Below are 21,229 nucleotides of genomic sequence, written 5' to 3'. Positions count from 1 at the left end.
AAAGCGCCATGTAGCTGACATTGTCGCCATCGGTGGCGAACGTCGCTGCTACGGGCGCCAAGTACTGACAACGTAAGCAAGGGTTAGTTGCCGGAGGGAGTTTGGGGTTTTTTAGGCGATCAGTAAAGGAAGGGGCTGCTGCGCAGCCCAGCGGGAGCAAGCTCCCACGCCACGGGAATGTCTTAGGCCGAGGGTCTATGGAGGCTAGCCGAGGAAACCGCCTCTTCAGGCTGCGGAGATTGCCGCGAAGTCACCAGGCCGACAAAGGAAATGACCAAGGCCAGGCCTAGGGTGGTGCTCACTTCGCTGCGGTGCTCAGGAGTTACCATCATCACCGCCAGGGCCGCGCAGATAAACACGATCACCGTCCAGGTGAGCCAGGGAAACAGCCACATGCGAAAGCCCAGCTCGACGCCTTGGCGAAGCAGCTTGCGGCGCATACGCAACTGGGACACGGCGATCGCCAGGTACACCAGCAAGGCGATGGCGCCGGAGCTGGCGAGCAGGAACTGGAACAACCCGGCCGGCATGAAGTAGCTGAACAAGGTGATGCCCAAGCCCAGTACCGTACTGGCTATCACCGCTGCCCGGGGCACGCCAGCGGACGAAGTCACTTCCACCACCCTCGGCGCATCACCACGCCGGCCGAGGGAATAGAGCATGCGTGAAGCAATGTAGATGGAGGAGTTCATGCAACTGGCCACGGCGATCAATACCACCACGTCCACCATGAATTTGGCGTGGGGAATGTTCATCAACTCCAGTGCCCGCTGGTAGGAGCCCACCGAGGCCAGGAGCGGATCGTTCCAGGGCACCACGGAAATCACCACGAAGATCGACAGCAGATAAAACACGCCGATGCGCCAGATCACCGAGCGCGTGGCCTTGGCGATGTTCTGTGCCGGGTTGCTGGATTCGGCGGCGGCAATCGTCACCGCCTCCGTACCAATGAAACTGAACATGATGGTGATGAAGGCCCCGACCACGGCGGACAAGCCATTGGGCGCGAACCCGCCATGCTCCTCCATCAACCGACTCAAGCCGCTGGCTTCACGCTCGGGAATCCAGCCCATCAGCACGGCGAATCCCAGGGAGATGAAACCGATGATCGCGATCACCTTGGCCATGGCGAACCAGAACTCGAACTCGCCGTATTTGGACACACTGAACAGATTGGTCACGGCCAGGGCAATGATCGACGCCGAGGCAAACAGCCAGGCATCAACGGAGGGAAACCACTGGTTGAGTACATGACCGGCGGCGAGCGCCTCGATGGGAATCACCAGCACCCAGAACCACCAATACAACCAACCGATGGTGAAGCCTGCCCAGCGCCCGATCGCCTGGTCGGCGTAGGTGGAGAACGAGCCGGTGTCTGGCCGGGCTACCGCCATTTCGCCAAGCATGCGCATGACGAGCACCACCAGCAGACCGGAAAAAAGATAAGCCAACATGACGGCCGGACCGGCAGCGGCGATCGCATGGCCCGAGCCGACAAACAGGCCGGCGCCGATGATCCCGGCGATTGAAAGCATGGTGACGTGACGAGGCTTGAAGCCCTGCGCCAAGTGGCCGTTCGAATCCTTGAAGCTCGGGCTGGTCATGGTTTTTTATTCTCTTGTCGACATTGAGGCGTGTCGAGGGACCGTCGGTGCTGCTGGTTTCGCTCCTCCTCAAAGCGGCACACCCTGGATGTCTGATCCGTCCCTCGCGAATTGGGCTCTGCAGTAAAGTTGAGCCACGTTACCCGCCTACACTCCCGAGTTAGTTACCTGTGAGCGCCGCCTTTTTGCCTGATCTCGCCAAACCCGGTTCTGCGTAGAGACTCTGCGGCTGACGACGAAGGCGGCTCATCGCCTTAAGCATATAACTCTATGTTATTTGTTTTATTTTTTTTAGATCATTTAGATTAAGCCTTAAGCCCAATGACTTCGCACGGTGATACCACCAAGGAGCGTTGGTCCTCACCCAATCATCACCGCACTCTCATAAACGGGCCACCGTCATGCAGCTTCTTACGCTTCCTCCCTCCCCCGGCCTGGCTACCTCGATCCGCGCCACGGCCCAAGTGTTCGCCGATCCCAGCTCCCAGGCACTGCTGACGCACTTGCAGCAAGTCGCGCCCAGTGACGCCAGCGTGTTGATCATTGGCCAGACCGGTACTGGCAAGGAGCTGGTCGCCCGCCACGTCCATAACCTCAGTGCTCGACGCGACAAACCGTTCGTGGCGGTGAACTGCGGGGCGTTTTCCGAGACGCTGGTGGAAGCCGAGTTGTTCGGCCATGAAAAAGGCGCGTTCACCGGCGCCTTGACCGCCAAGGCCGGGTGGTTCGAAGAAGCCGACGGCGGCACGCTGTTCCTCGATGAAATCGGTGACCTGCCATTGCCGATCCAGGTCAAGCTGCTGCGCGTTCTACAAGAACGTGAAGTGGTCCGCCTCGGCTCGCGCAAGCCCATCAGGATCAATGTGCGGGTGCTGGCGGCCACCAACGTGCAACTGGAAAAAGCCATCAACGCCGGGCATTTTCGCGAAGACCTGTATTACCGACTGAGTGTGGTCAGCCTGGTGCTCAAGCCGTTGCGCGAGCGTCCCGGCGACATCCTGCCGCTGATTCGCCATTTCATCGCCGAGTACAGCCGCAGGCTCGGTCATGGCGAGGTGACGCTGGATGCCCAGGCCCAGCGCAAACTGCTCGACTACTCGTGGCCGGGAAATATTCGCGAACTGGAAAACGTCATCCATCACACCTTGCTGATCTGCCGCAACAAGGTGATCGGCGTGCAGGATCTGCACCTGTCGAACTTTCGCATCGAGCGCCAGGACGCGTCCCATGACAACACGCCGCAAACCACCGAGGCACTGCTGGAAAAAGCCTTCGAGCAACTGCTTGAGCAAGCGCACGGCGATGTCTATGAAAAAGTCGAAGCTGCCCTGCTGCGCACCGCCTACCGCTACGCCAGTTGCAACCAGGTCCACACCGCAAGCCTGTTGGGCCTGAGCCGCAACGTCACCCGCAGCCTGCTGATCCGGATCGGCGAGCTGGTGGTCAACAAACGGCGCCCGGCGCTGAGTACGCGCGATGGTCGGGTGGTCAACCTTTCAACCTGAGCCAACGTTCACCTGTGGCGAGGGAGCTTGCTCCCGCTGGGCTGCGAAGCAGCCCCAACCTGTCGCTGTGATGTCAGATCCACTCAATCAGCTGCATTGGGGGCGCTATGCGCCCCAGCGGGAGCAAGCTCCCTCGCCACGGGTTCGCTGTCTGGACGAAAGGCCATCACCACGCCGGGCGGCTTTCGCAAAAGCGACCCAAGTCGTCAGGATTCCTTGCTGCAATCGCGCGGCGTGATGCCTTTTTCCTTGGCGTATTGCAGCGAAGACGCTTCGATGATCGGCCGCAGCAACGCGCGGTCGGCCTGCACCCAGTCACTGATCAGCTTCCACTGCGTGCCGTCCCACTGCTGGAAGCGCACCGCACCGCCGCCCTCGTGGTCCGAGCAGGACAATTGCAACGGCTGCACCAACCCCAGCGCCCCCAGCTCCTTGAGACGTGCATCATCGAGCTTGACATTCTCGAAGCCCCACCGCACCTGCTCGCCGGTCAACGGTTGCTGGCCGAACTTCTGCTGGGCAATGCGCAGCGCCTCGACGTTGAGGATGCCGTTGACCACGCCGAGGTTGTAATACACCGTGCCGAAACGCTTGGGGTCCGCCAGGTCGCCATGGCCGGCGTCGACCACGTCCTTCTTGATGCCTTGCAGCACCGGGAAACCGGTGCCTGACGGGTGCGTGGTGATCGCGATGAAACCCTTGGCCGCAGCACCGGCAGGCGCGGCGTCATCCTCGGAGTTGCTCCAGATGTTGCCGATGATGTGATCGGCCGGGAACCCGACCTTCTGCGCGGTTTTCAGCGCCACCGGGTTCATCACGCCCCAGCCGCGCAGGATTACCCAGTCGGGTTTTTCCCGACGGATATTCAGCCACTGCGACTGTTGCTCGTTGCCCGGATGCGGCACTTCAAGCAAGGTCAGCGCAAAACCGTATTTATCCGCCAGGGTCTGCAACACCTCGTTGGTTTCCTTGCCGTACGGCGAGCCGTGGTACAGGGTGACGATCTTCAGGCCCTTGAGCTTGTCCAGCCCACCGGCGCGCTGGCCGATGTAGTTGATGATCGCCGACACCTCGGAGTACGGGTTCAATTGCAGCGGGAAGACATAGGGAAACACGCTGCCATCGGTGGAGTCGGTGCGGCCGTGGTTGATGGTGATCAGCGGCAGTTTGTCTGCGGTGGAGCGCTCCAGCGTGGCGTAGGCAATGCCCACTGACAGCGGGTTGGTCGCAGCCGCCGGTGCGCCATTCAAACCTTTCTTCAGGCGCTCGTAGCACTCGACGCCCTTCTCTACCACGTACTCGGTTTCGCATTCGCTCCAGGTCAGCTTCACCCCGTTCACGCCGCCGTTGGCGTTGACGTACTTGAGGTAGTCGATGAAGCCACCAAAAAAACCCGTACCGCCGGCCGCATAGGGACCGACGCGATAGCTTTGCAGCGGGAAATATTGCTCGTTGTCCGCCTGCACGGTGAACGCGGCGGCGGTGAGGCTCAGGGCCAGTGCGAGGATGCTGGCGAATGATCGTTTGAACATCGAATTTTCCTTGTTATGGAGCCATAGAGAAGTCAACGGTGGCGCTGTTCAGTAGCGCAGCGGCCACAGCCGCGCACGCTGGCGAAGGCGTTGCCAGAGGCGCGCAAGGCCCTCCGGTTCCTTGATCAGGAACAGGATGATCAGCGCGCCGAAAAACATTTTTTGCAGGTTTTCCACCTGGCCGGCATCGATCAGCCCGCCGGGCAGCAGCGACACCAGGTTGGAAAGCAGCACCGGAAACAGCACGATGAAGGCCGCCCCGAGGAAGTTGCCCAGCAAGCCGCCGAGCCCGCCGATAATGATGATGAACAGGATCTGGAATGAGCGATTGAGATCGAAGCCATGGGGTTCGACGGTGCCCAGATAGGCGAAGGCCCAGAGCGCGCCGGCCACGCCGAGGTAAAAGCCGCTGATGGCAAAGGCCAGCAGCTTGGTTTTCGCCAGGGGAATGCCGATTACCGCCGCGGCCGTGTCCATGTCGCGCACGGCCATCCACTGGCGGCCCAATTCGCTGCGCACCAGGTTCTTGCCCAGCCAGAACAGCGCCACCACCACCGTCAGGGTCAACAGATAACGGCCGGCCGGCGCGTCCAGGTTCACGCCGAAAATATCCAGGCGCGGCGCGCTGACCACCCCCGACGCGCTGTCGTTGGAAAACCAGCCAAAGCGGGTCAGCGTCCAGGTCACGAAGAACTGCGCCGCCAATGTCGAGACCAGCAGATAGAAGCCCTTGATGCGCAGGCTCGGCAGGCCGAACAGGAGCGACACCAGCGCCGCCGTCAGCCCGCCCAAGGCAATGCTGAACAACAACGGCAAACCGCCGACACGCACTTCAAGGTTGTAGGTGGCGAACGCCCCCACGGCCATGAACGCCGCAGAACCCAGGGACAACTGCCCGGCGTAACCGGTCAGCAGATTGAGCCCCAACCCGGCCAGGGACAGCACCAGAAACGGAATCAATATCGCGCTGAGCCAGTAGTCATTGCCCAGCCACGGCACCACGACGAATGCAACCAACAGCAGCGCCGCCAGCCCGTGGCGATCCTGGCGCAAGGCAAAGACCCGGCGGTCCTCGGCGTAACGTGTGTTGAACTGGCCTGTTTCTCGATAAAACATGCTGCTCTCCTAGACCCGTTCGATGGCGCGTTCGCCAAACAGCCCGGCCGGACGCACCAGCAGGAACAGCAGCGCCAGCGCGTAGGGAAACCAGTTTTCGATGCCACTGCCGATGAACGGCCCGAGATACACCTCCGCCAATTTTTCCGAAGCGCCGATGATCAGCCCGCCGACAATCGCCCCGCTGATCGAGGTGAACCCGCCAATGATCAACACCGGCAAGGCCTTGAGCACCACCAGCGACAACGAGAACTGCACCCCCAGGCGAGCGCCCCAGAGCAGGCCGGCGACCAGCCCGACGAACCCCGCCACCGTCCACACCACGACCCAGACCCGCTGCAAGCGAATACCCACGGCCAGCGCCGCCAGCGGGTCATCCGCCACGGCTCGTAGCGCCAGGCCCAAGCGGGTCTTGTTGAACAGCCAGGACAGCAGCGCCACCAGTGACGCGGCGGTCAGCGCGGCGAAAATGTCGAACTGCGACAACAGCATCCCGCCCAGCTCCAGCGGTTCATCACTGATGCCCAAGTCCAGGCCATGCACCTGGGCACCCCACAACGCCTGGGCGAAACCTTCGATGACATAGGAAAGCCCAAGGGTGGCCATGAACAGCGTGATCGGCGATCGATTGACCAACGGGCGCAACACCACACGCTCCACCGCTACGGCGATCAGCAGCATCGCCACCAGGCTGATGAGAAACGCCAGCCAGAACGGCACGCCGCGCTCCAGCAGGCTGACGAAGGTCAGCGCCGAGAACAGCACCATCGCCCCCTGGGCGAAGTTGAACACCCCGGAGGCCTTGTAGATCAGCACAAAACCGATGGCCACCAAGGCGTACATCACCCCGGCCAGCAGCCCGCCAATCAATACTTCAAAGAGAAATTCCATAGCGTTTCCTGTTTTGCGGGCGCAGCTTGCCGACCCTTCCTGACGGAAAGGCGTCGAATTGCAAAAAATCAGTGTCGAGTGCCGAGGTAAGCCGAAATGACCTCGGGGTTCTGCCGTACCACATCCGGGGCGCCGTCGCCGATCTTGCGACCGTAATCGAGCACCACCACGTGATCGCTGATGTCCATGACCACGCCGATGTCGTGCTCGATCAACACCACCGTGGTGCCCAGCTCACGGTTGATGTCGACAATGAATCGGCTCATCAGCTGTTTCTCCTCGGCGTTCATGCCCGCCATGGGCTCGTCGAGGAGCAACAACCGCGGCTCCGCCGCCAGGGCGCGGGCCAGCTCCACGCGTTTCTGCAAACCGTAAGGCAAGGTGCCCACCCATGCGTCGCGCCACGGCTGCAAACGCAAGAACTCGATGACCCGCTCGGCCGCTTCGCGCTGGCTGTCGTCCTCCTTACCGGCCCGCCCGATACGCAACGCCTGCTCGATCCAGGTGCTGCGACGCTTGAGGTTGCGCCCGGTGAGCACGTTGTCGAGCACGCTCATGCCCTTGAACAGCGCGATGTTCTGGAATGTCCGGGCGACGCCCCGCACCGCCACGTCGTGGGCGCGCATGCCGCGGCGCTCGCGATTGTCGAAACGTATGCGCCCTTGCTGGGGTTGGTAGACCCCGCTGATGATGTTGAGCAATGAACTCTTGCCGGCGCCGTTGGGGCCGATCAAGGCGCAGATCTCGCCGGCGGCAACGCTGAAGCTGATGTCGGTGATCGCTTTGACGCCTTTGAACGACAGCGAAATGTTGTCCAGCTCGAGGAGCTGCGTGGCGGCCGTTCGGGTCATGTGGTCGCCTCCTTCCAGGCGCGTTGTGATTGGCGTTCGTCCCGTTCATTGGTAGTGGGGGCCAATGAAATCGTCGGCACCTCCCAATGGGCCGCACCCTCCCACTGGCGGACGTTGATACCCAAGGTGTCAAAAAATGCCTGGGTCTCAGGCGTTAGCGCATCACCCAACAGCAGCGGTGCATGGATTCGTGAAAACCCAAGCACGTCGCGCAGAGGCCGACGGACCAGCCAATGACCGATGAAGCTTCGCAACAGCCCCGGACGTGCCGCCAGGGCCCAATCCACCAGTCTGCGTGCCCCATCGCCCGGTGCCGGCAGGCGCTCCAGCACATAGCCGTGCAGACGCTCGTAGGTTTCCGGGGTGCCGGCCACCAGCGTCGGGCCCAACTCACGTCGGTCGCGGTCACGGGTCGCCAGGTTTTCCGGGAAGTTCAAGCGGAAACCGGCGATCAGCCAGGGCGCGAGCAGATACCGCGCCTGGCCGCCCGAGGCGAAACCGCGCGCCGCCAATGCTTCCTCCTGCCGTCGCAGTCCTTCGCGCTGTACCAGTTGCTGCCCGTGTTGCAACAGCTCGGCGTGGCTGATGCGTTGTTGCTCGATGGCTTGTGGCCCCCGGCGATAGAAAACGAACGCCGTTTGCTGCGCATGTGCCAGCGGGACGCGTTCATCGAGCGTCTTCGCCTCGATCAACGTGACGTAATCCAGCGCCTGATCAAACGCGACCGAGCCTGACAGTCCGCGCTTGTCCAGATAGATCACCACGCGGGGGGCCACCTGCGCCGCGCCTAGACGCGACAATTCTTCGTACCCCTCGGCTAGCACAAAATCCGGCTGCAATTCACCGAGCAGTTCGACCTGCCCCGCGACTCCGTCCAACGGATCGAACAGGCTCGCCGCACCACCCAGCCATTGCGCCGCCAGCGCCGCCACGATCGCCTGTGGTGTCGGGCGACTGATGATCGTCAGGGTCGCGCCCACCGAGAATCCCCGAGCTTGCAGGGCACTCGCCAGGCGCTGCACCTCATCGGCCAGCTGCCGCCAGGTCCGCACCTGCCAGACACCCAGGTGCTTGTGGCGCAGGGCGACGTCCGTACCGTGCCCCAGCGCCTGTCGATGCAGCCAATGGGGCAACGTGTCGAAGGTTTCAGTGAGCGTGCCCATGCTGCCTCCCCGCCTAAGCGACCGCCGCCGTCTTGACCGTCACTTTCCCCTGCTCCAGCTCACGCACCAGCGGCAGGACCCGCTTGCCGAAATACTCGACTTCCTCCTGAAAGTGCAGGAACGCGGCCAGTACCAAGTCCACTCCCACGGCTTTCAAGGCGACGATGCGCTCGGCAATCTGCCGGGGCGTGCCGATCAGGTTGGTCTTGAAACCGTCGTTGTATTGCACCAGGTCTTCGAAGCTGGACTTGGCCCAGTTACCTTCGCCCTCGGGGCTGGCCTTGCCGGCCTGTTTTGCCGCGTCGCCAAAAGCGTTGACGGCTTCCGGGTCGGCCTGGTCGATGATCTGGGCCAGCACCGCGCGGGCCTCTTCTTCGGTATCGCGGGCAATGATGAAGGCGTTCACGCCGACCTTGACCGTGTGGTTGTTGGCCGCCGCTTTGGTCCGCAGGTCATCGACCTGGGCCTTGACCCCTTCCACCGTGTTGCCGTTGGTGAAGTACCAGTCGGACACCCGCGCAGCCATGTCCCGCGCCGCCCGTGAGCTGCCGCCTTGGAAAATTTCCGGATGCTGCTGCAGCGGCTTGGGCTTGAGCGTGTAGTCGCGAAAGCGATAGAAATCACCGGCGAAGGTGTAGTTGTCGGTGGTCCAGATGCCCTTGAGCGTGGTGATGAATTCCTCGGAACGGCGATAGCGTTCATCGTGCTCCAGCCACGGCTCGCCGATGGCGGTGAACTCGCCCTTGAACCAGCCGGACACCACGTTGATCGCCACGCGGCCGCCAGTGAGCTGATCGATGGTTGCGATCTGCTTGCCCAGCACCGCAGGCGTCCACGGCCCTGGCAAGACCGCCGCGATGACTTTAAGGCGCGTGGTGGCCGCCAGCAACGCGTGACTGAACGCCACCGATTCGTGCTGGTATTCGGCGCCATAACCGGCGGTAAAACGGATCTGGGTCAGGGCATAGTCGAAGCCGGCATCCTCGGCGATCTGCGCCAGCTTGCGGTTGTAATTGATCCCCCAGTCGGTGCGCTGCGGGATCTTGCTGACCACCAGCCCGCCGCTGACATTGGGCACCCAGTAGGCAAACTTGATCGTGTCCTGGCTCATTGCGTGTACTCCCGGCTCGTTGAGATATAGGCGTCGTCGCCTTTGTACAACCGGCTAGAGCAGCAACCGTGCCACTTGGATTTTTCCTTTATTTTCAGCCAGTTAATTCGCCCAATCAGTTTTGCGACTGTCGTGCGGCGAGCAAGCTGCTGGATCGCTGTTGCACAGCCAACACCCGGCGTACTGCCGCGCAAAAGGTGGACTGTTGCCTGTCGAACAGTCGCCGGACAGATTGCTCGCGGGACGACAGCATTTAAGCAGGGAAACCCGGCGAACCCCTTGTTTTGATTGGCTTCGAGCAGCGGCATGGAGCGTGCAATGGCTGTCGGCAACGGCAGGCCTTGGCCTTGCCCGCCCTCTTTTCCTCAGAAGGAACACCGCCATGACCGCACAGCAACAATACCTGCCGCATGTCCTTTCCACCGGCACCCATTATGAAGGCCTGGCCGAGCGCTTCCGGCCGATTTTCGCGCGTATCCAGGCCGGGGCGCTGGAACGCGAACAGACCCGCAGCCTGCCTTTCGAACAGGTGGAATGGCTCAAGGAAGCGGGTTTTGGCGCCGTAAGGGTGCCGGTCGAATATGGTGGCGCCGGCGCCTCGCTGCCGCAATTGTTGCAACTGCTGATCGAACTGGCCGAAGCCGACTCCAACCTGCCCCAGGCGCTGCGCGGGCACTTCGCCTTTGTCGAGGATCGCCTCAACGCCCATGCCACCCGCCCGCAGGACGTCTGGTTCAAGCGCTTCGTCGACGGTGACCTGGTGGGCAACGCCTGGACCGAAATCGGCGCGGTGAAACTTGGCCAGGTCATCACCCGGGTTTCCCGCCAGGGTGACCAATGGGTGGTCAACGGCACCAAGTACTACAGCACCGGCAGCATCTTTGCCGACTGGATCGACCTGTATGCCCAACGCGACGACACCGGCGCCGACGTGATCGCCGCCGTCAGCGTTCATCAGCCGGGCGTCAGGCAAAGCGATGACTGGGATGGTTTTGGTCAACGGACCACGGGCAGCGGCACGTCAGTATTCGAGAACGCCGTGGTAGAAGATGAAAACCTCATCGACTTTTCCACCCGCTTCAAATATCAGACCGCGTTTTACCAGTTGGTATTGCTCGCCGTGCAGACCGGCGCCGGGCGCGCCGCCGTCCGCGACATCAGCGAACAAGTGCGCCAGCGCACGCGGGTGTTCAGCACCGGCAACGCCAGTGAAGTGAGCCAGGATGTGCAAGTCCAGCAAGTGATCGGCAGGGCCTCGGCCCAGGTCTACGCCGCCGAAGCCACCACCAGGCGCGCCGCCGATGCCTCGCAGCGGGCCTATCAAAGTCGCTTCGACCTGGACGCCGAGAAGGAACACACCGCCAACCTCCTCGCCGAACTGGAATCGGCCCAGGCCCAGGTGGTGGTCGCCGACCTGACACTGCGCGCCACCAGCGACCTGTTCAACGCCCTCGGCGCCTCCGCCACCAGCACCAGCAAAGCCCTCGACCGCCACTGGCGTAACGCCCGGACGGCGGCTTCGCACAACCCGCTGATCTACAAGGAACGCATCATCGGCGACTGGGAGATCAACGGGACGGAGCCGCCGTATGTCTGGCAGATTGGTGGGGGGTCGAAGCAGCGTTGAGCCGGGCCGTGATCCAGTCCCGACTGTGTTTGAGCACGCGCTCGGCGATCGTCGTCGGGAAATGAATGAAGCCGTGGGGGCAGGACGGTAGAAGATGCGCTTCAACCGTAACGGCCCTGCCCCACAACTCAGCCAGGCCAAGCGTGTCGTCCCTGAGCGGGTCCAACTCGCCAGTGAACAGCAACGCCGCTGGCATCCCCGTGAAGTCACCGTAGAGCGGCGACAGCGGCGCCTGGCGTCGCTCCTCATCGCTCAGGCCCGGCGTCAGCAGGCGCAGGGCATCGACCATACCGGGCCCGTCCAACACCAGCGTCTCAGGGCCGGCGGCGTGGACGCTCGCGGTCCCGGCCAGATCGTAGACGCCGTAATACAGCACCGCACCGCGTATGCGCCCAAGCAAATCCGGCCATTGCCTGAGCGCCAGCAGCGTTGCCACGGCCAAGTGGCCTCCAGCCGATTCACCCACAACGATCACCGGCAGATCGGCGAATTCCTCCTCCTCGCCCAACAGCCAACGCGCTGCTGAGAGGCAATCCTCCATCAGGCCTTCCACCGGTGTGCTGACCGCGAGCCGATAATCCACCGAGACCACCGCGACCCCGCACTCTTGCACCATGGCGATGTTGAACGGGTCATTCATCCGGGCATTGCCGATGACCCAGCCGCCACCGTGGAAATCCAGCACGACGCCTCTGGCTTTTCCTTTCGGCCGGATTATCCGCACTGGCACCGCGACGTCGCCAATACCTATTCGGCGTTTTTCAGCCAGCAGCCCATGTTTGCCCAGCTCGCCGTCGCCGTTGATCTGACTGGCACGCAACAGCGCTTGAATGACGCGGGGGGTGACACGATTGCGAATGCGAAAGCGTGGCAGCCAGGCCAGTTTCCTGTTGAAACTGCGCACCTGCGCCAGCTCATCTTCATCCGCTGGCCATAGCTTTGCGGTATTCAATGGGCGACTGCTCATCAGCGGTTATTACGCAGGATGGAGAAGTTCAAGGCAGCGGCTACGCAAAGCCACGCCAGGTAAGGAAACAGAATCAACCCGGTGATCACGTCCAGGCGCAACGCCAACACCACCATCACCGCCACGACCAGCCAGAGCAGCGTGATCACCACCATACCGGCCAGGACCTGATGGGCACCGAAAAACACCGGGGTCCATAGCGTATTGAGCGCAATCTGCGCCGCCCATAACGCCAATACGAATTGGCTCCCCGGGATCAGGCTCAAGCGATATCCGGCCCAGGCAAGCAGGAGGTAGATGACTGTCCAGGCCACGGGAAACAACCAGTTTGGGGGTGTGAAGCGGGGTTTGACGAGGGACTCGTACCACTGGCCCGGTTTGAAAATGACACCGGTGCTTGCCGCAGCGCAGCAGGCGAGGAGAAAAATAAAGAAGGTCATTGGGCGTCCTTGGCTGGGGGCAGTTATCGAGGGGCGAGCATGATCGGCAGCGATTGGTTGCGATTCATCGCCATGTCCTTCTCAAAGACTCGCTGGCCTTGGTAAAAATTCAACGCGTTCGGGGCACTTGTATCAGGAAGGAAGGTTGAGCGCTGGGCCAGGCGCGATCAATTGCCGCGAATCCGGCAAATCGCCTACGCTAGGCCCATGACTGGGCGGGCAGCTGCCACCCACTTGGGAGCAAGAAATGTTCGCCAGACCTTTTTCCATCGACATTCCTGAAAGCGCACTTGATGACCTGCGCCATCGCCTGCAGAACACTCGGCTGCCGGTGCCACTGTCCGGTCAGGGCTGGAGCGAAGGCATGGACATGGACGTGCTTGGAGAACTCCTCCTCCAGTGGTCGACAACCTTCAACTGGCGTGCCCAGGAAGCCGCGCTCAATCGCCTGCCGCAATTTGTCGCCACGCTCGGCGAGCAGCAGGTTCATTTCGTCCATCAGCGCGGCCTGGGCCCCAATCCGATGCCGCTTGTGCTCACCCACGGCTGGCCCGGGTCGTTCATCGAGATGCAGCGCATCATCGAACTGCTGACGGATCCGGCCAGCCATGGCGGTGATCCAGCCGATGCGTTCGATGTGGTGGTGCCGTCCTTGCCCGGCTACACCTTTTCCGCGCCGTTCAAACAGGCGGGTTGCGGGCCTTTCGAGGTGTCAGGTTTGTGGAGCGAGCTGATGACGGGGCTCGGCTATGAGCGGTTCGGAGCCCAGGGCGGCGATGTCGGCGCGGCTGTAACCAGTTGGTTGGGCATGCGCTTTCCCGAGCGACTGACCGGCATCCACCTCAACTACATTCCCGGCGCCTACCGCCCGCCCCTGGGTGAAACCGACCCACCTTTGAGCGAAGAAGAAACCGCTTACCTGCAACGCGCCGCGGCCTTCAGCGAAGCCGAAGGCGCCTATGCGCACATCCAACGGACCAAACCGCAAACCCTGGCCGTGGGCCTCAGCGACTCTCCGGCGGGGTTGCTGGCCTGGATGGGGGAAAAGATTCTGTCGTGGTGCGATACGAGCCCCGCCATCAGTCATGAATGGCTGCTGACCAATGTGACACTCTATTGGCTGACGAACTGCATCGGTTCGTCGTTTCGCCCGTATGTGGAAGGCAGCAGGCGGCCCCTGCTGTTCAACAGCGGCGAGCGGGTGAAGCCGCCGCTTGGGGTCGCGCTGTTTCCCAGGGAACTGCCGCTGCCGCCACGCAGTTGGGTGGAGCGTGGCTATAACGTCAAGCGATGGACGCAGATGCCGCGTGGTGGTCACTTTGCTGCGTTGGAGCAGCCGGAGTTGCTGGCGGAGGATATTCGGACGTTTTTTCGGGATTTGCGCTGAGCTAAAAGACCGTCTGCAAATCTTGTAGGAAATGACTGCCCGTGGCGAGGGAGCTTGCTCCCGCTGGGCTGCGAAGCAGACCCAAATCAGCTACACCATTTCGTCAGGCACACCGCATCGCCCGGTTTTGCGGCGGCTGCGCCGCCGAGCGGGAGCAAGCTCCCTCGCCACGGGTTCGGTGTGCGTCCTACAGGTCGGTTGTGGGGGTTGGGATCGACTTCTATAGTTGGGTCGTCGCTGGTTTTGGCTGGTGGCTGGGTTTCGCAGCCCGACTGCAAAGGAAATGCACCGTCGAATGAAATTCAGGCAAACTTGCCCGCGTTCATTTTATGGCGGTTGCGCGCGGGAGATCTTCGGGTCTGCCGGGTTTTCCTTCCTCGGTCTGCGAACCCGCGCGCAACTGCCACCCGTTTGTTTCGCAGCGAAAAGGTGGCATTTCTTTTTTCTTGAAGGAAGTAACCTTATGACCGCTAATCATGCATCTGCCCGCTACACCCCCCTCACCCCGATCGCTACCACCTACCCTGTCCTGCTGATCGACACTCACGCGCCACTTCCCGAGCTCCACGCCTGTGTCAGCGAGCGGCTGCACGCCACGCTCGATTACCTGACGCTGGTGGCTTGCTCCAGCCTGCGCGACTCATCCACCAGTGATATCAACACCCTGACCAATGTTGCCCGGATCCTCGTGCAGGACGTGGCCGACGTGTTCGGCGTCATTGAACGACGCGGTCTGGAAAGCTGACTCCATTTGGGGGAGTGAGCTTGCTCTCGGTGTAGGTTTGGTACTGAGTGTATATCCATTTTTGCGGTAACGGCTGCTAACGGTTTCGCTTTTACAGCGAGTCACTTTCGAAAAGCGCGAAAGTAACCAAAGCGCTTTTGCCCCACCACTCGGTGCCTCGCCTAGGCTCGGCATGCCCTCACTCCGGCATTGCTCCGGGGGCACGCCGCGAAGGGCCGTCCCTGGCCCAGCGCGGCTACCTCGGCATCCATGCCGAGGTGCCCCCTCCACAATGCCTGCGTTCGGCCAGCGTGGTTAACGGGGCGCCGAAATCAACGTCCTCCACGAGGCGGCCTTCGAGCCGACCTTTTTTGGTGACCCGCGTTTCTCCTGTGGGAGCGAGCCTGCTCGCGAAGGGGCCGGCACATTCAGCATCTTAATTGGCTGACATACCGCCATCGCGAGCAAGCTCGCTCCCACAGTTTGGGGTCAGTCCAGTTGGATCGGAGTACAACAGCAAGAACCAGGTCGGCTCGAAGGCCGCCTCGCGGTGGACGTTGATCTCGGGCGCCCCGTTAACCACGCTGGCTGAACGAAGGTGTTGTGGAGTGGGCAACCCGGCATGGATGCCGGGTTAGCCGCGCTGGGCCAGGGACGGCCCTTCGCGGCGGGCCCACGGAGCAATGCCTTCGTTCAGGCACACCGAGCCTAGGCGAGGTGCCGAGTGGTGGGGCAAAGGCACTTTGGTTACTTTCGTGCCTTTCGAAAGTGACCCGCTGTAAAAGCGGAACCATAAGCGGCCCTTACCGCAGTAATGGATATGTACTCGGTCCGTAAGAGATAGGCCGGCTGTCAGGTAACCCCCTCCGGCTCCTTCAACGCCGCCAACACCAACGGATGCAAAACCGCATCTGGATGCTTCTCCTCCCAACCCTGCAAATCCCTGCGCATGCCCGGCGTCCAGAAGTTCTTGATGTGCTGGCGGATGCCGCTCACCGCCAGTGCCTGATCAGGCTCCGTGGCGAAGTAGCGGGCAATCTCGTTGGCCATCTTGATCAGGTTCTGCGAGCTCATCGGCGCACCTCGGCTTTCTCGGCGTGACGACGTTCCTTCAGCAGGCGCCGCTGTTCATCGCTGAAGGCCTGATAACGCTTCTGCCATTCCGAAGGCTGGGTGACCCGCACGATTTCCACCGCCGTGACTTTGTATTCCGGGCAGTTGGTGGCCCAGTCCGAGTTGTCGGTGGTGATCACGTTAGCCCCGGATTCAGGAAAGTGGAAGGTGGTGTAGACCCCCCCCGGCGCCACCCGCTCGGTGACCCTGGCGCGCAGCACCGTCTGCCCGGCGCGACTGCTGATACCGACCCAATCGTCCTCGGCGATGCCACGATTCTCGGCGTCGGTCGGGTGGATTTCCAGGCGATCCTCCTCGTGCCACGCCACGTTATCGGTGCGCCGGGTCTGGGCGCCGACGTTGTACTGGCTGAGGATCCGTCCGGTGGTCAGCAGCAGCGGATAACGGCCATTGACCTTCTCCTCGGTGGGCACATAGCCGGTGAGCATGAAGCGCCCTTTGCCGCGCACGAATTGGTCGATGTGCATGGTCGGCGTGCCGTCCGGCGCGGCATCGTTGCAAGGCCACTGCAAGCTGCCGTGACGCTCCAGTTCGGCGTAGCTGACACGACTGAAGGTCGGCGTCAGGCGGGCGATTTCATCCATGATTTCCGAAGGGTGGTTGTAGTGCATCTTGTAGCCCAGGGCATCGGCCAGGGCGATGGTGGCTTCCCAGTCGGCCTTGCCGGCCAGCGGGTCCATGACCTTGCGAACGCGGGAGATACGGCGCTCGGCGTTGGTGAAGGTACCGTCCTTCTCGAGGAACGAGCTGCCCGGCAGGAACACATGGGCAAACTTGGCCGTTTCGTTGAGGAAGATGTCCTGCACGATCACGCATTCCAAAGCGGTCAGCGCCGCAGTCACATGCTGGGTATTGGGATCGCTCTGGGCGATGTCCTCGCCCTGGCAGTAAAGCGCTTTGAAGGTGCCGTCCAGCGCCGCCTCGAACATGTTCGGGATGCGCAGGCCCGGGTCGGGTTGCAACGTCACGTTCCAGGCCTGCTCGAACTGGGCCCGCACCGCTTCATTGGAAATGTGCCGATAACCGGGCAGCTCATGGGGGAACGAGCCCATGTCGCAGGAGCCCTGGACGTTGTTCTGCCCACGCAGCGGGTTCACCCCGACGCCCTCGCGGCCGATATTGCCGGTGGCCATGGCGAGGTTGGCGATGCCCATCACCGAGGTGCTGCCCTGGCTGTGTTCGGTGACACCGAGGCCGTAGTAGATGGCCGCGTTGCCGCCGGTGGCGTAGAGCCGCGCGGCGGCGCGGATCTGCTCGGCGGGCACGCCGCACACCGGGCCGAGGATTTCGGGGGCATTTTCCGGCAAGCTGATGAAGTCGCGCCAACGGGCGAAATCTGTCGCCTCGCAACGCTCTTTGACGAAAGGCTCATCAACCAGCCCCTCGGTGACAATCACGTGGGCCAGCGCGTTGAGCATCGCCACGTTGGTGCCCGGACGCAGCTGTAGATGCAGCTCGGCACGGGCGTGAGGCGAATCCACCAAGTCGATGCGCCGCGGGTCGATGACAATCAACCGCGCGCCCTGGCGCAGGCGGCGCTTGAGCTGGGAGCCGAACACCGGGTGCGCATCGGTGGGGTTGGCGCCCATCACCATGATCACGTCGGCTTTCATCACCGAGTCGAAATTCTGCGTACCGGCCGACTCGCCCAGCGTCTGCTTGAGGCCATAACCGGTCGGCGAATGGCAGACCCGCGCGCAGGTGTCGACGTTGTTGTTGCCGAACGCCGTGCGCACCAGTTTCTGCACCAGGTAGGTTTCTTCATTGGTGCAGCGGCTGGAGGTGATACCGCCGATGGAATCGCGCCCGTACTTGAGCTGGATGCGCCGCAGTTCGCTGGCAGCGTAGGTAACCGCCTCCTCCCAGCTGACTTCCTGCCACGGGTCGTTGATGTGCTTGCGGATCATCGGCTTGGTGATGCGGTCCGGGTGCGTCGCGTAGCCCCAGGCGAAGCGGCCCTTGACGCAGGAGTGGCCGTGGTTGGCCTGGCCGTTCTTGTCCGGGACCATGCGCACCAGTTGTTCGCCTTTCATCTCGGCGCGGAACGAGCAGCCCACGCCGCAATAGGCGCAGGTGGTGACGACGCTGCGCTCCGGCTGGCCGATTTCGACGACGCTCTTGTCGATCAGCGTCGCTGTCGGGCAGGCCTGGACGCAGGCGCCGCAGGACACGCATTCGGAGTCGAGGAAGTTGTCACCGCCGGCCGCCTCGACACGGGAATCGAAGCCGCGCCCGCTGATGGTCAGGGCGAAGGTGCCCTGGATTTCCTCGCATGCACGCACACAGCGGCTGCAAACGATGCACTTGCTCGGGTCGTAGTCGAAATAAGGGTTGGACACGTCCTTGGCTTCGGCCAGGTGGTTGGCGCCTTCGTAGCCGTAGCGCACCTCCCGCAAGCCCACCTGCCCGGCCACGGTCTGCAACTCGCAGTTGCCGTTGGCCGGGCATGTCAGGCAGTCCAGCGGGTGATCGGAGATGTACAGTTCCATCACGTTGCGACGCAGCGTGGCGAGCTTTGAGGTCTGGGTGCGGACCACCATGCCGTCGGTCACCGGCGTGGTGCACGAGGCCGGGTAACCGCGCATGCCGTCGATCTCCACCAGGCACATGCGGCAGGAGCCGAAGGCTTCCATGCTGTCGGTGGCGCACAGTTTCGGGATGGTGGTACCGAGCAAGGCCGCCGCGCGCATCACCGACGTGCCGGAGGGAACGCTGATTTCACGGCCATCGATGGTCAGGCTGACCTGCACGTCGCTTACTCGGGCCGGGGTGCCCAGGTCGATGTCGCTGGCTGGATCGAAGATGTTGATCATTGGTCGGCCTCCGTGGTCGCCAGACCGAAGTCGGCGGGGAAGTACTTGAGGGCACTGGCGACGGGGTAGGACGTCATCCCACCGAGGGCACAGAGCGAGCCGTATTGCAGGGTGTCGCAAAGGTCTTGCAGCAACGCCGCCTGTTCCTGGTGGGCGTTGGCATCGGTGCTGGCGATCAAGCGATCCACCACCTCGACGCCACGGGTCGAACCGATGCGACACGGCGTGCATTTGCCACAGGATTCCTCGGCGCAGAATTGCAAGGCGAACCGGGCCATCCGGGCCATGTCCAGGCTGCCGTCGGCAACCACCACGCCACCGTGGCCGAGCATCGCGCCCATGGCGGCGAACGCTTCGTAGTCCAGCGGTGTGTCGAACTGCGCGGGAGGGACCCACGCGCCCAGCGGGCCGCCGACTTGCGCGGCCTTCAACGGACGACCGCTGGCGGTGCCGCCGCCATACTCCTCCACCAACTCGCGCAGGCTCAGGCCAAATGCCCGCTCCACCAGCCCGCCGCGACGAACGTTGCCGGCCAGCTGGAACGGCATGGTACCCAGTGAACGGCCCATACCGAAGTCCCGGTAGAACTGCGCGCCCTTCTCCAGGATCAACGGCACCGAGGCCAGGGTCACCACGTTATGAACCAGCGTCGGCAAGCCGAACAGGCCCTGCAACGCCGGCAGCGGCGGCTTGGCACGCACCATCCCGCGCTTGCCTTCAAGGGATTCCAGCAGCGCTGTTTCTTCGCCACAGATGTAAGCGCCGGCGCCCACTCGCACTTCCAGCTCGAAGGCGCGGCCACTGCCGCCGACATCGGCGCCCAGGTAACCGGCTTCGCGGGCGATGTGCAGCGCTTCGTTCAGCGTGCTGACGGCGTCCGGGTATTCCGAGCGCACATAGATGTAGCCCATGGTGGCGCCCACCGAGATCCCGGCGATGACCATGCCTTCGATCAGCAGGAACGGATCGCCTTCCATCAACATGCGGTCGGCGAACGTACCGGAGTCGCCTTCGTCGGCATTGCAGACCACGTATTTTTGCGGGCCCTGCGCGTCGCGCACGGTGCGCCACTTGATGCCCGCCGGGAACGCCGCGCCGCCCCGGCCGCGCAGGCCGGAATCGAGTACTTGGGCAACCACCTCGGCGCCGTCCATCCGGATCGCCCGGGCCAGGCCGAGGAACCCGCCTTTGGCCCGATAGTCGTCGAGGGACAAGGGCCGGGTGATGCCGGCACGCGCAAACAACAGGCGCTGCTGGCTTTTCAGATACGCAATGTTCTCCACCAGCCCCAAGGCTGAAGGATGCCCGCCCGGGTCGTGGCCAAGTGCATCGAGCAGGCCTGGCACGTCTTGCGCGGTGACCGGGCCAAACCCCAACCGCCCTTCGGGCGTTTCAAGCTCTACCAGGGGTTCCAGCCAATACAGCCCGCGAGAGCTGGTGCGCAGCACCTCAAGCGGCAATTGACGACGCTCGGCCTCGCGCACCAGCGCATCCGCCACCTTGTCCGCACCGACGGCGCGGGCCACTGAATCACGGGGAATGCAGAGGGTCAGCATGGGCCATCCTCCAGGCAACCGTTCACCAACTGGCGCAGGCGTTCTGGGGTCAGCCGTGCGTGCAGCTCCCCATCCAGCTCCAGGGCCGGCGAGCACACGCAGGCGCCCAGGCAATAGACCGGTCGCAGGCTGATCGCCCCGTCGGCACTGGTGCCGTGATCGTCCAGCGCCAGTTGTTCGCGCAACTGCGCAGCCAGGCCTTCGGCCCCCATGCTCTGGCACGACTCCGCCCGGCACAGGCGCAGGGTATGGCGCGCCGGCGGCGTGGTGCGAAAGTCATGGTAGAAGCTGATTACCCCGCGCACTTCAGCCTGGCTGAGATTGAGGGCATGGGCGATTTCAGGGACGGCGGCGTCGGGAACGTACCCGCAACCTTCCTGAATGGCATGAAGGATGGGCAACAAGGCACCGGGGGTGTCCTTCTTGCGCGCCAGCACGCTGTGAATCAGAGGCAGGTGGAGCGTCTCATCAGGCATAAACGTACCTCGGCATCTCGAACGACACCGCCGCGTGGCGGTAGTCGTTCGGAGTCTTGGCTAGGGCGTGCGGCCCACGTCACGGTAGCGTGGCAAATCCGATCGCCATTCCTGCTCTCCGGCCAGGTGTCTTTGGCGCACCTGGTCCGGGGCATCTTCACAGCTTGCCACTCCCGGGGGGCGGCGATTGCACGTGGACGACGAAACGTGTCCTGAAAGCGACTATTGGTTAGCTTGCTTTTCGAAGCAGCGTGTCCTGATCAAGATAGACGATGCACAGGTTCCAACCCAACTGTGATAGGGCTGTCGGTCCGTTTTTTTCAACTGGCGTT

General features: G+C 62.7%; 18 protein-coding genes. 4 read left to right on the top strand and 14 right to left on the bottom strand.

Annotation, left to right across the window (positions count from 1 at the left end; translation table 11 throughout):
* Nucleotides 1-182: 182 nt before the first annotated feature.
* Nucleotides 183-1,604, bottom strand: a complete 1,422-nt coding sequence (gabP, locus tag M1E16_RS12490) for a GABA permease (protein WP_458130099.1) — start codon at nucleotides 1,602-1,604, stop codon at nucleotides 183-185.
* Nucleotides 1,605-2,005: 401 nt separating this feature from the next.
* Here gabP and M1E16_RS12485 point away from each other — a divergent pair, with 401 nt between their 5' ends.
* A complete protein-coding gene (locus M1E16_RS12485; RefSeq protein WP_434700473.1) occupies nucleotides 2,006-3,109 on the top strand; it encodes a sigma-54 interaction domain-containing protein in 1,104 nt (367 codons plus the stop codon).
* A 206-nt stretch (nucleotides 3,110-3,315) separates the two neighbouring features.
* Here the strand turns inward: M1E16_RS12485 and M1E16_RS12480 are convergent, their stop codons facing one another.
* From M1E16_RS12480 to M1E16_RS12450, 7 genes are all read right to left on the bottom strand, one after another.
* Entirely contained in the window at nucleotides 3,316-4,641 is a 1,326-nt protein-coding gene (locus M1E16_RS12480; RefSeq protein ID WP_458130098.1) for an ABC transporter substrate-binding protein, read from the bottom strand.
* A gap of 48 nt (nucleotides 4,642-4,689) precedes the next feature.
* Nucleotides 4,690-5,757 (bottom strand): branched-chain amino acid ABC transporter permease, encoded by a 1,068-nt coding sequence (locus M1E16_RS12475; RefSeq protein ID WP_458130097.1) that lies wholly within the window; start codon nucleotides 5,755-5,757, stop codon nucleotides 4,690-4,692.
* Nucleotides 5,758-5,766: 9 nt separating this feature from the next.
* Nucleotides 5,767-6,648, bottom strand: a complete 882-nt coding sequence (locus M1E16_RS12470; RefSeq protein ID WP_458130096.1) for a branched-chain amino acid ABC transporter permease — start codon at nucleotides 6,646-6,648, stop codon at nucleotides 5,767-5,769.
* Between the two features lie 68 nt (nucleotides 6,649-6,716).
* Complete coding sequence (locus M1E16_RS12465; protein WP_434674302.1) at nucleotides 6,717-7,499, bottom strand: ABC transporter ATP-binding protein; 783 nt, start codon at nucleotides 7,497-7,499, stop codon at nucleotides 6,717-6,719.
* On the bottom strand, nucleotides 7,496-8,662 hold the full coding sequence (locus M1E16_RS12460) for an AMP-binding protein (RefSeq protein WP_458130095.1): 1,167 nt from the start codon (nucleotides 8,660-8,662) through the stop codon (nucleotides 7,496-7,498). The genes M1E16_RS12465 and M1E16_RS12460 overlap by 4 nt, the downstream gene beginning before the upstream one ends.
* A 13-nt stretch (nucleotides 8,663-8,675) precedes the next feature.
* Nucleotides 8,676-9,773, bottom strand: coding sequence for a dimethylsulfone monooxygenase SfnG (sfnG, locus tag M1E16_RS12455; RefSeq protein WP_458130094.1), 1,098 nt, complete (start codon nucleotides 9,771-9,773; stop codon nucleotides 8,676-8,678).
* Nucleotides 9,770-10,081: a hypothetical protein gene (locus M1E16_RS12450; protein ID WP_458130093.1), complete on the bottom strand. Its 312-nt coding sequence runs from the start codon at nucleotides 10,079-10,081 to the stop codon at nucleotides 9,770-9,772. The genes sfnG and M1E16_RS12450 overlap by 4 nt, the downstream gene beginning before the upstream one ends.
* Before the next feature lie 74 nt (nucleotides 10,082-10,155).
* Here M1E16_RS12450 and M1E16_RS12445 point away from each other — a divergent pair, with 74 nt between their 5' ends.
* The gene (locus M1E16_RS12445; protein WP_458130092.1) at nucleotides 10,156-11,400 is read left to right on the top strand and encodes an acyl-CoA dehydrogenase family protein; all 1,245 of its coding nucleotides are present in this window, start codon (nucleotides 10,156-10,158) and stop codon (nucleotides 11,398-11,400) included.
* Here the strand turns inward: M1E16_RS12445 and M1E16_RS12440 are convergent.
* Complete coding sequence (locus M1E16_RS12440; RefSeq protein ID WP_458130091.1) at nucleotides 11,342-12,367, bottom strand: alpha/beta hydrolase; 1,026 nt, start codon at nucleotides 12,365-12,367, stop codon at nucleotides 11,342-11,344. The genes M1E16_RS12445 and M1E16_RS12440 overlap by 59 nt on opposite strands.
* A complete protein-coding gene (tspO, locus tag M1E16_RS12435; RefSeq protein ID WP_305494863.1) occupies nucleotides 12,367-12,807 on the bottom strand; it encodes a tryptophan-rich sensory protein TspO in 441 nt (146 codons plus the stop codon). Before tspO ends, M1E16_RS12440 begins: the two co-directional genes overlap by 1 nt.
* Before the next feature lie 247 nt (nucleotides 12,808-13,054).
* On the opposite strand from tspO, the gene M1E16_RS12430 reads away from it, so the two are divergent.
* A complete protein-coding gene (locus M1E16_RS12430; RefSeq protein WP_458130090.1) occupies nucleotides 13,055-14,194 on the top strand; it encodes an epoxide hydrolase family protein in 1,140 nt (379 codons plus the stop codon).
* A 463-nt stretch (nucleotides 14,195-14,657) separates the two neighbouring features.
* Complete coding sequence (locus tag M1E16_RS12425) at nucleotides 14,658-14,939, top strand: fructose-bisphosphate aldolase (protein ID WP_458130089.1); 282 nt, start codon at nucleotides 14,658-14,660, stop codon at nucleotides 14,937-14,939.
* Nucleotides 14,940-15,770: 831 nt separating this feature from the next.
* Here M1E16_RS12425 and M1E16_RS12420 read toward each other — a convergent pair.
* The 4 genes from M1E16_RS12420 to M1E16_RS12405 are packed head-to-tail and all read right to left on the bottom strand — an operon-like array spanning nucleotide 15,771 to nucleotide 20,897.
* Nucleotides 15,771-15,992 (bottom strand): formate dehydrogenase subunit delta, encoded by a 222-nt coding sequence (locus M1E16_RS12420; RefSeq protein ID WP_458130088.1) that lies wholly within the window; start codon nucleotides 15,990-15,992, stop codon nucleotides 15,771-15,773.
* Nucleotides 15,989-18,865 carry a formate dehydrogenase subunit alpha gene (gene fdhF / locus M1E16_RS12415; RefSeq protein WP_458130087.1) on the bottom strand — a complete coding sequence of 959 codons (2,877 nt, stop codon included), beginning with the start codon at nucleotides 18,863-18,865 and terminating at the stop codon, nucleotides 15,989-15,991. Before fdhF ends, M1E16_RS12420 begins: the two co-directional genes overlap by 4 nt.
* The gene (locus M1E16_RS12410) at nucleotides 18,862-20,421 is read right to left on the bottom strand and encodes a formate dehydrogenase beta subunit (RefSeq protein WP_458130086.1); all 1,560 of its coding nucleotides are present in this window, start codon (nucleotides 20,419-20,421) and stop codon (nucleotides 18,862-18,864) included. The genes fdhF and M1E16_RS12410 overlap by 4 nt, the downstream gene beginning before the upstream one ends.
* A complete protein-coding gene (locus M1E16_RS12405) occupies nucleotides 20,415-20,897 on the bottom strand; it encodes a formate dehydrogenase subunit gamma (protein WP_434700459.1) in 483 nt (160 codons plus the stop codon). Before M1E16_RS12405 ends, M1E16_RS12410 begins: the two co-directional genes overlap by 7 nt.
* Nucleotides 20,898-21,229 lie beyond the last annotated feature (332 nt).

The sequence above is a fragment of the Pseudomonas sp. Z2-11 genome (genome assembly GCF_054161305.1).
The sequence above is the reverse complement of the archived record's forward strand: the minus strand, read 5'-3'. Positions and strand labels throughout refer to the sequence as shown.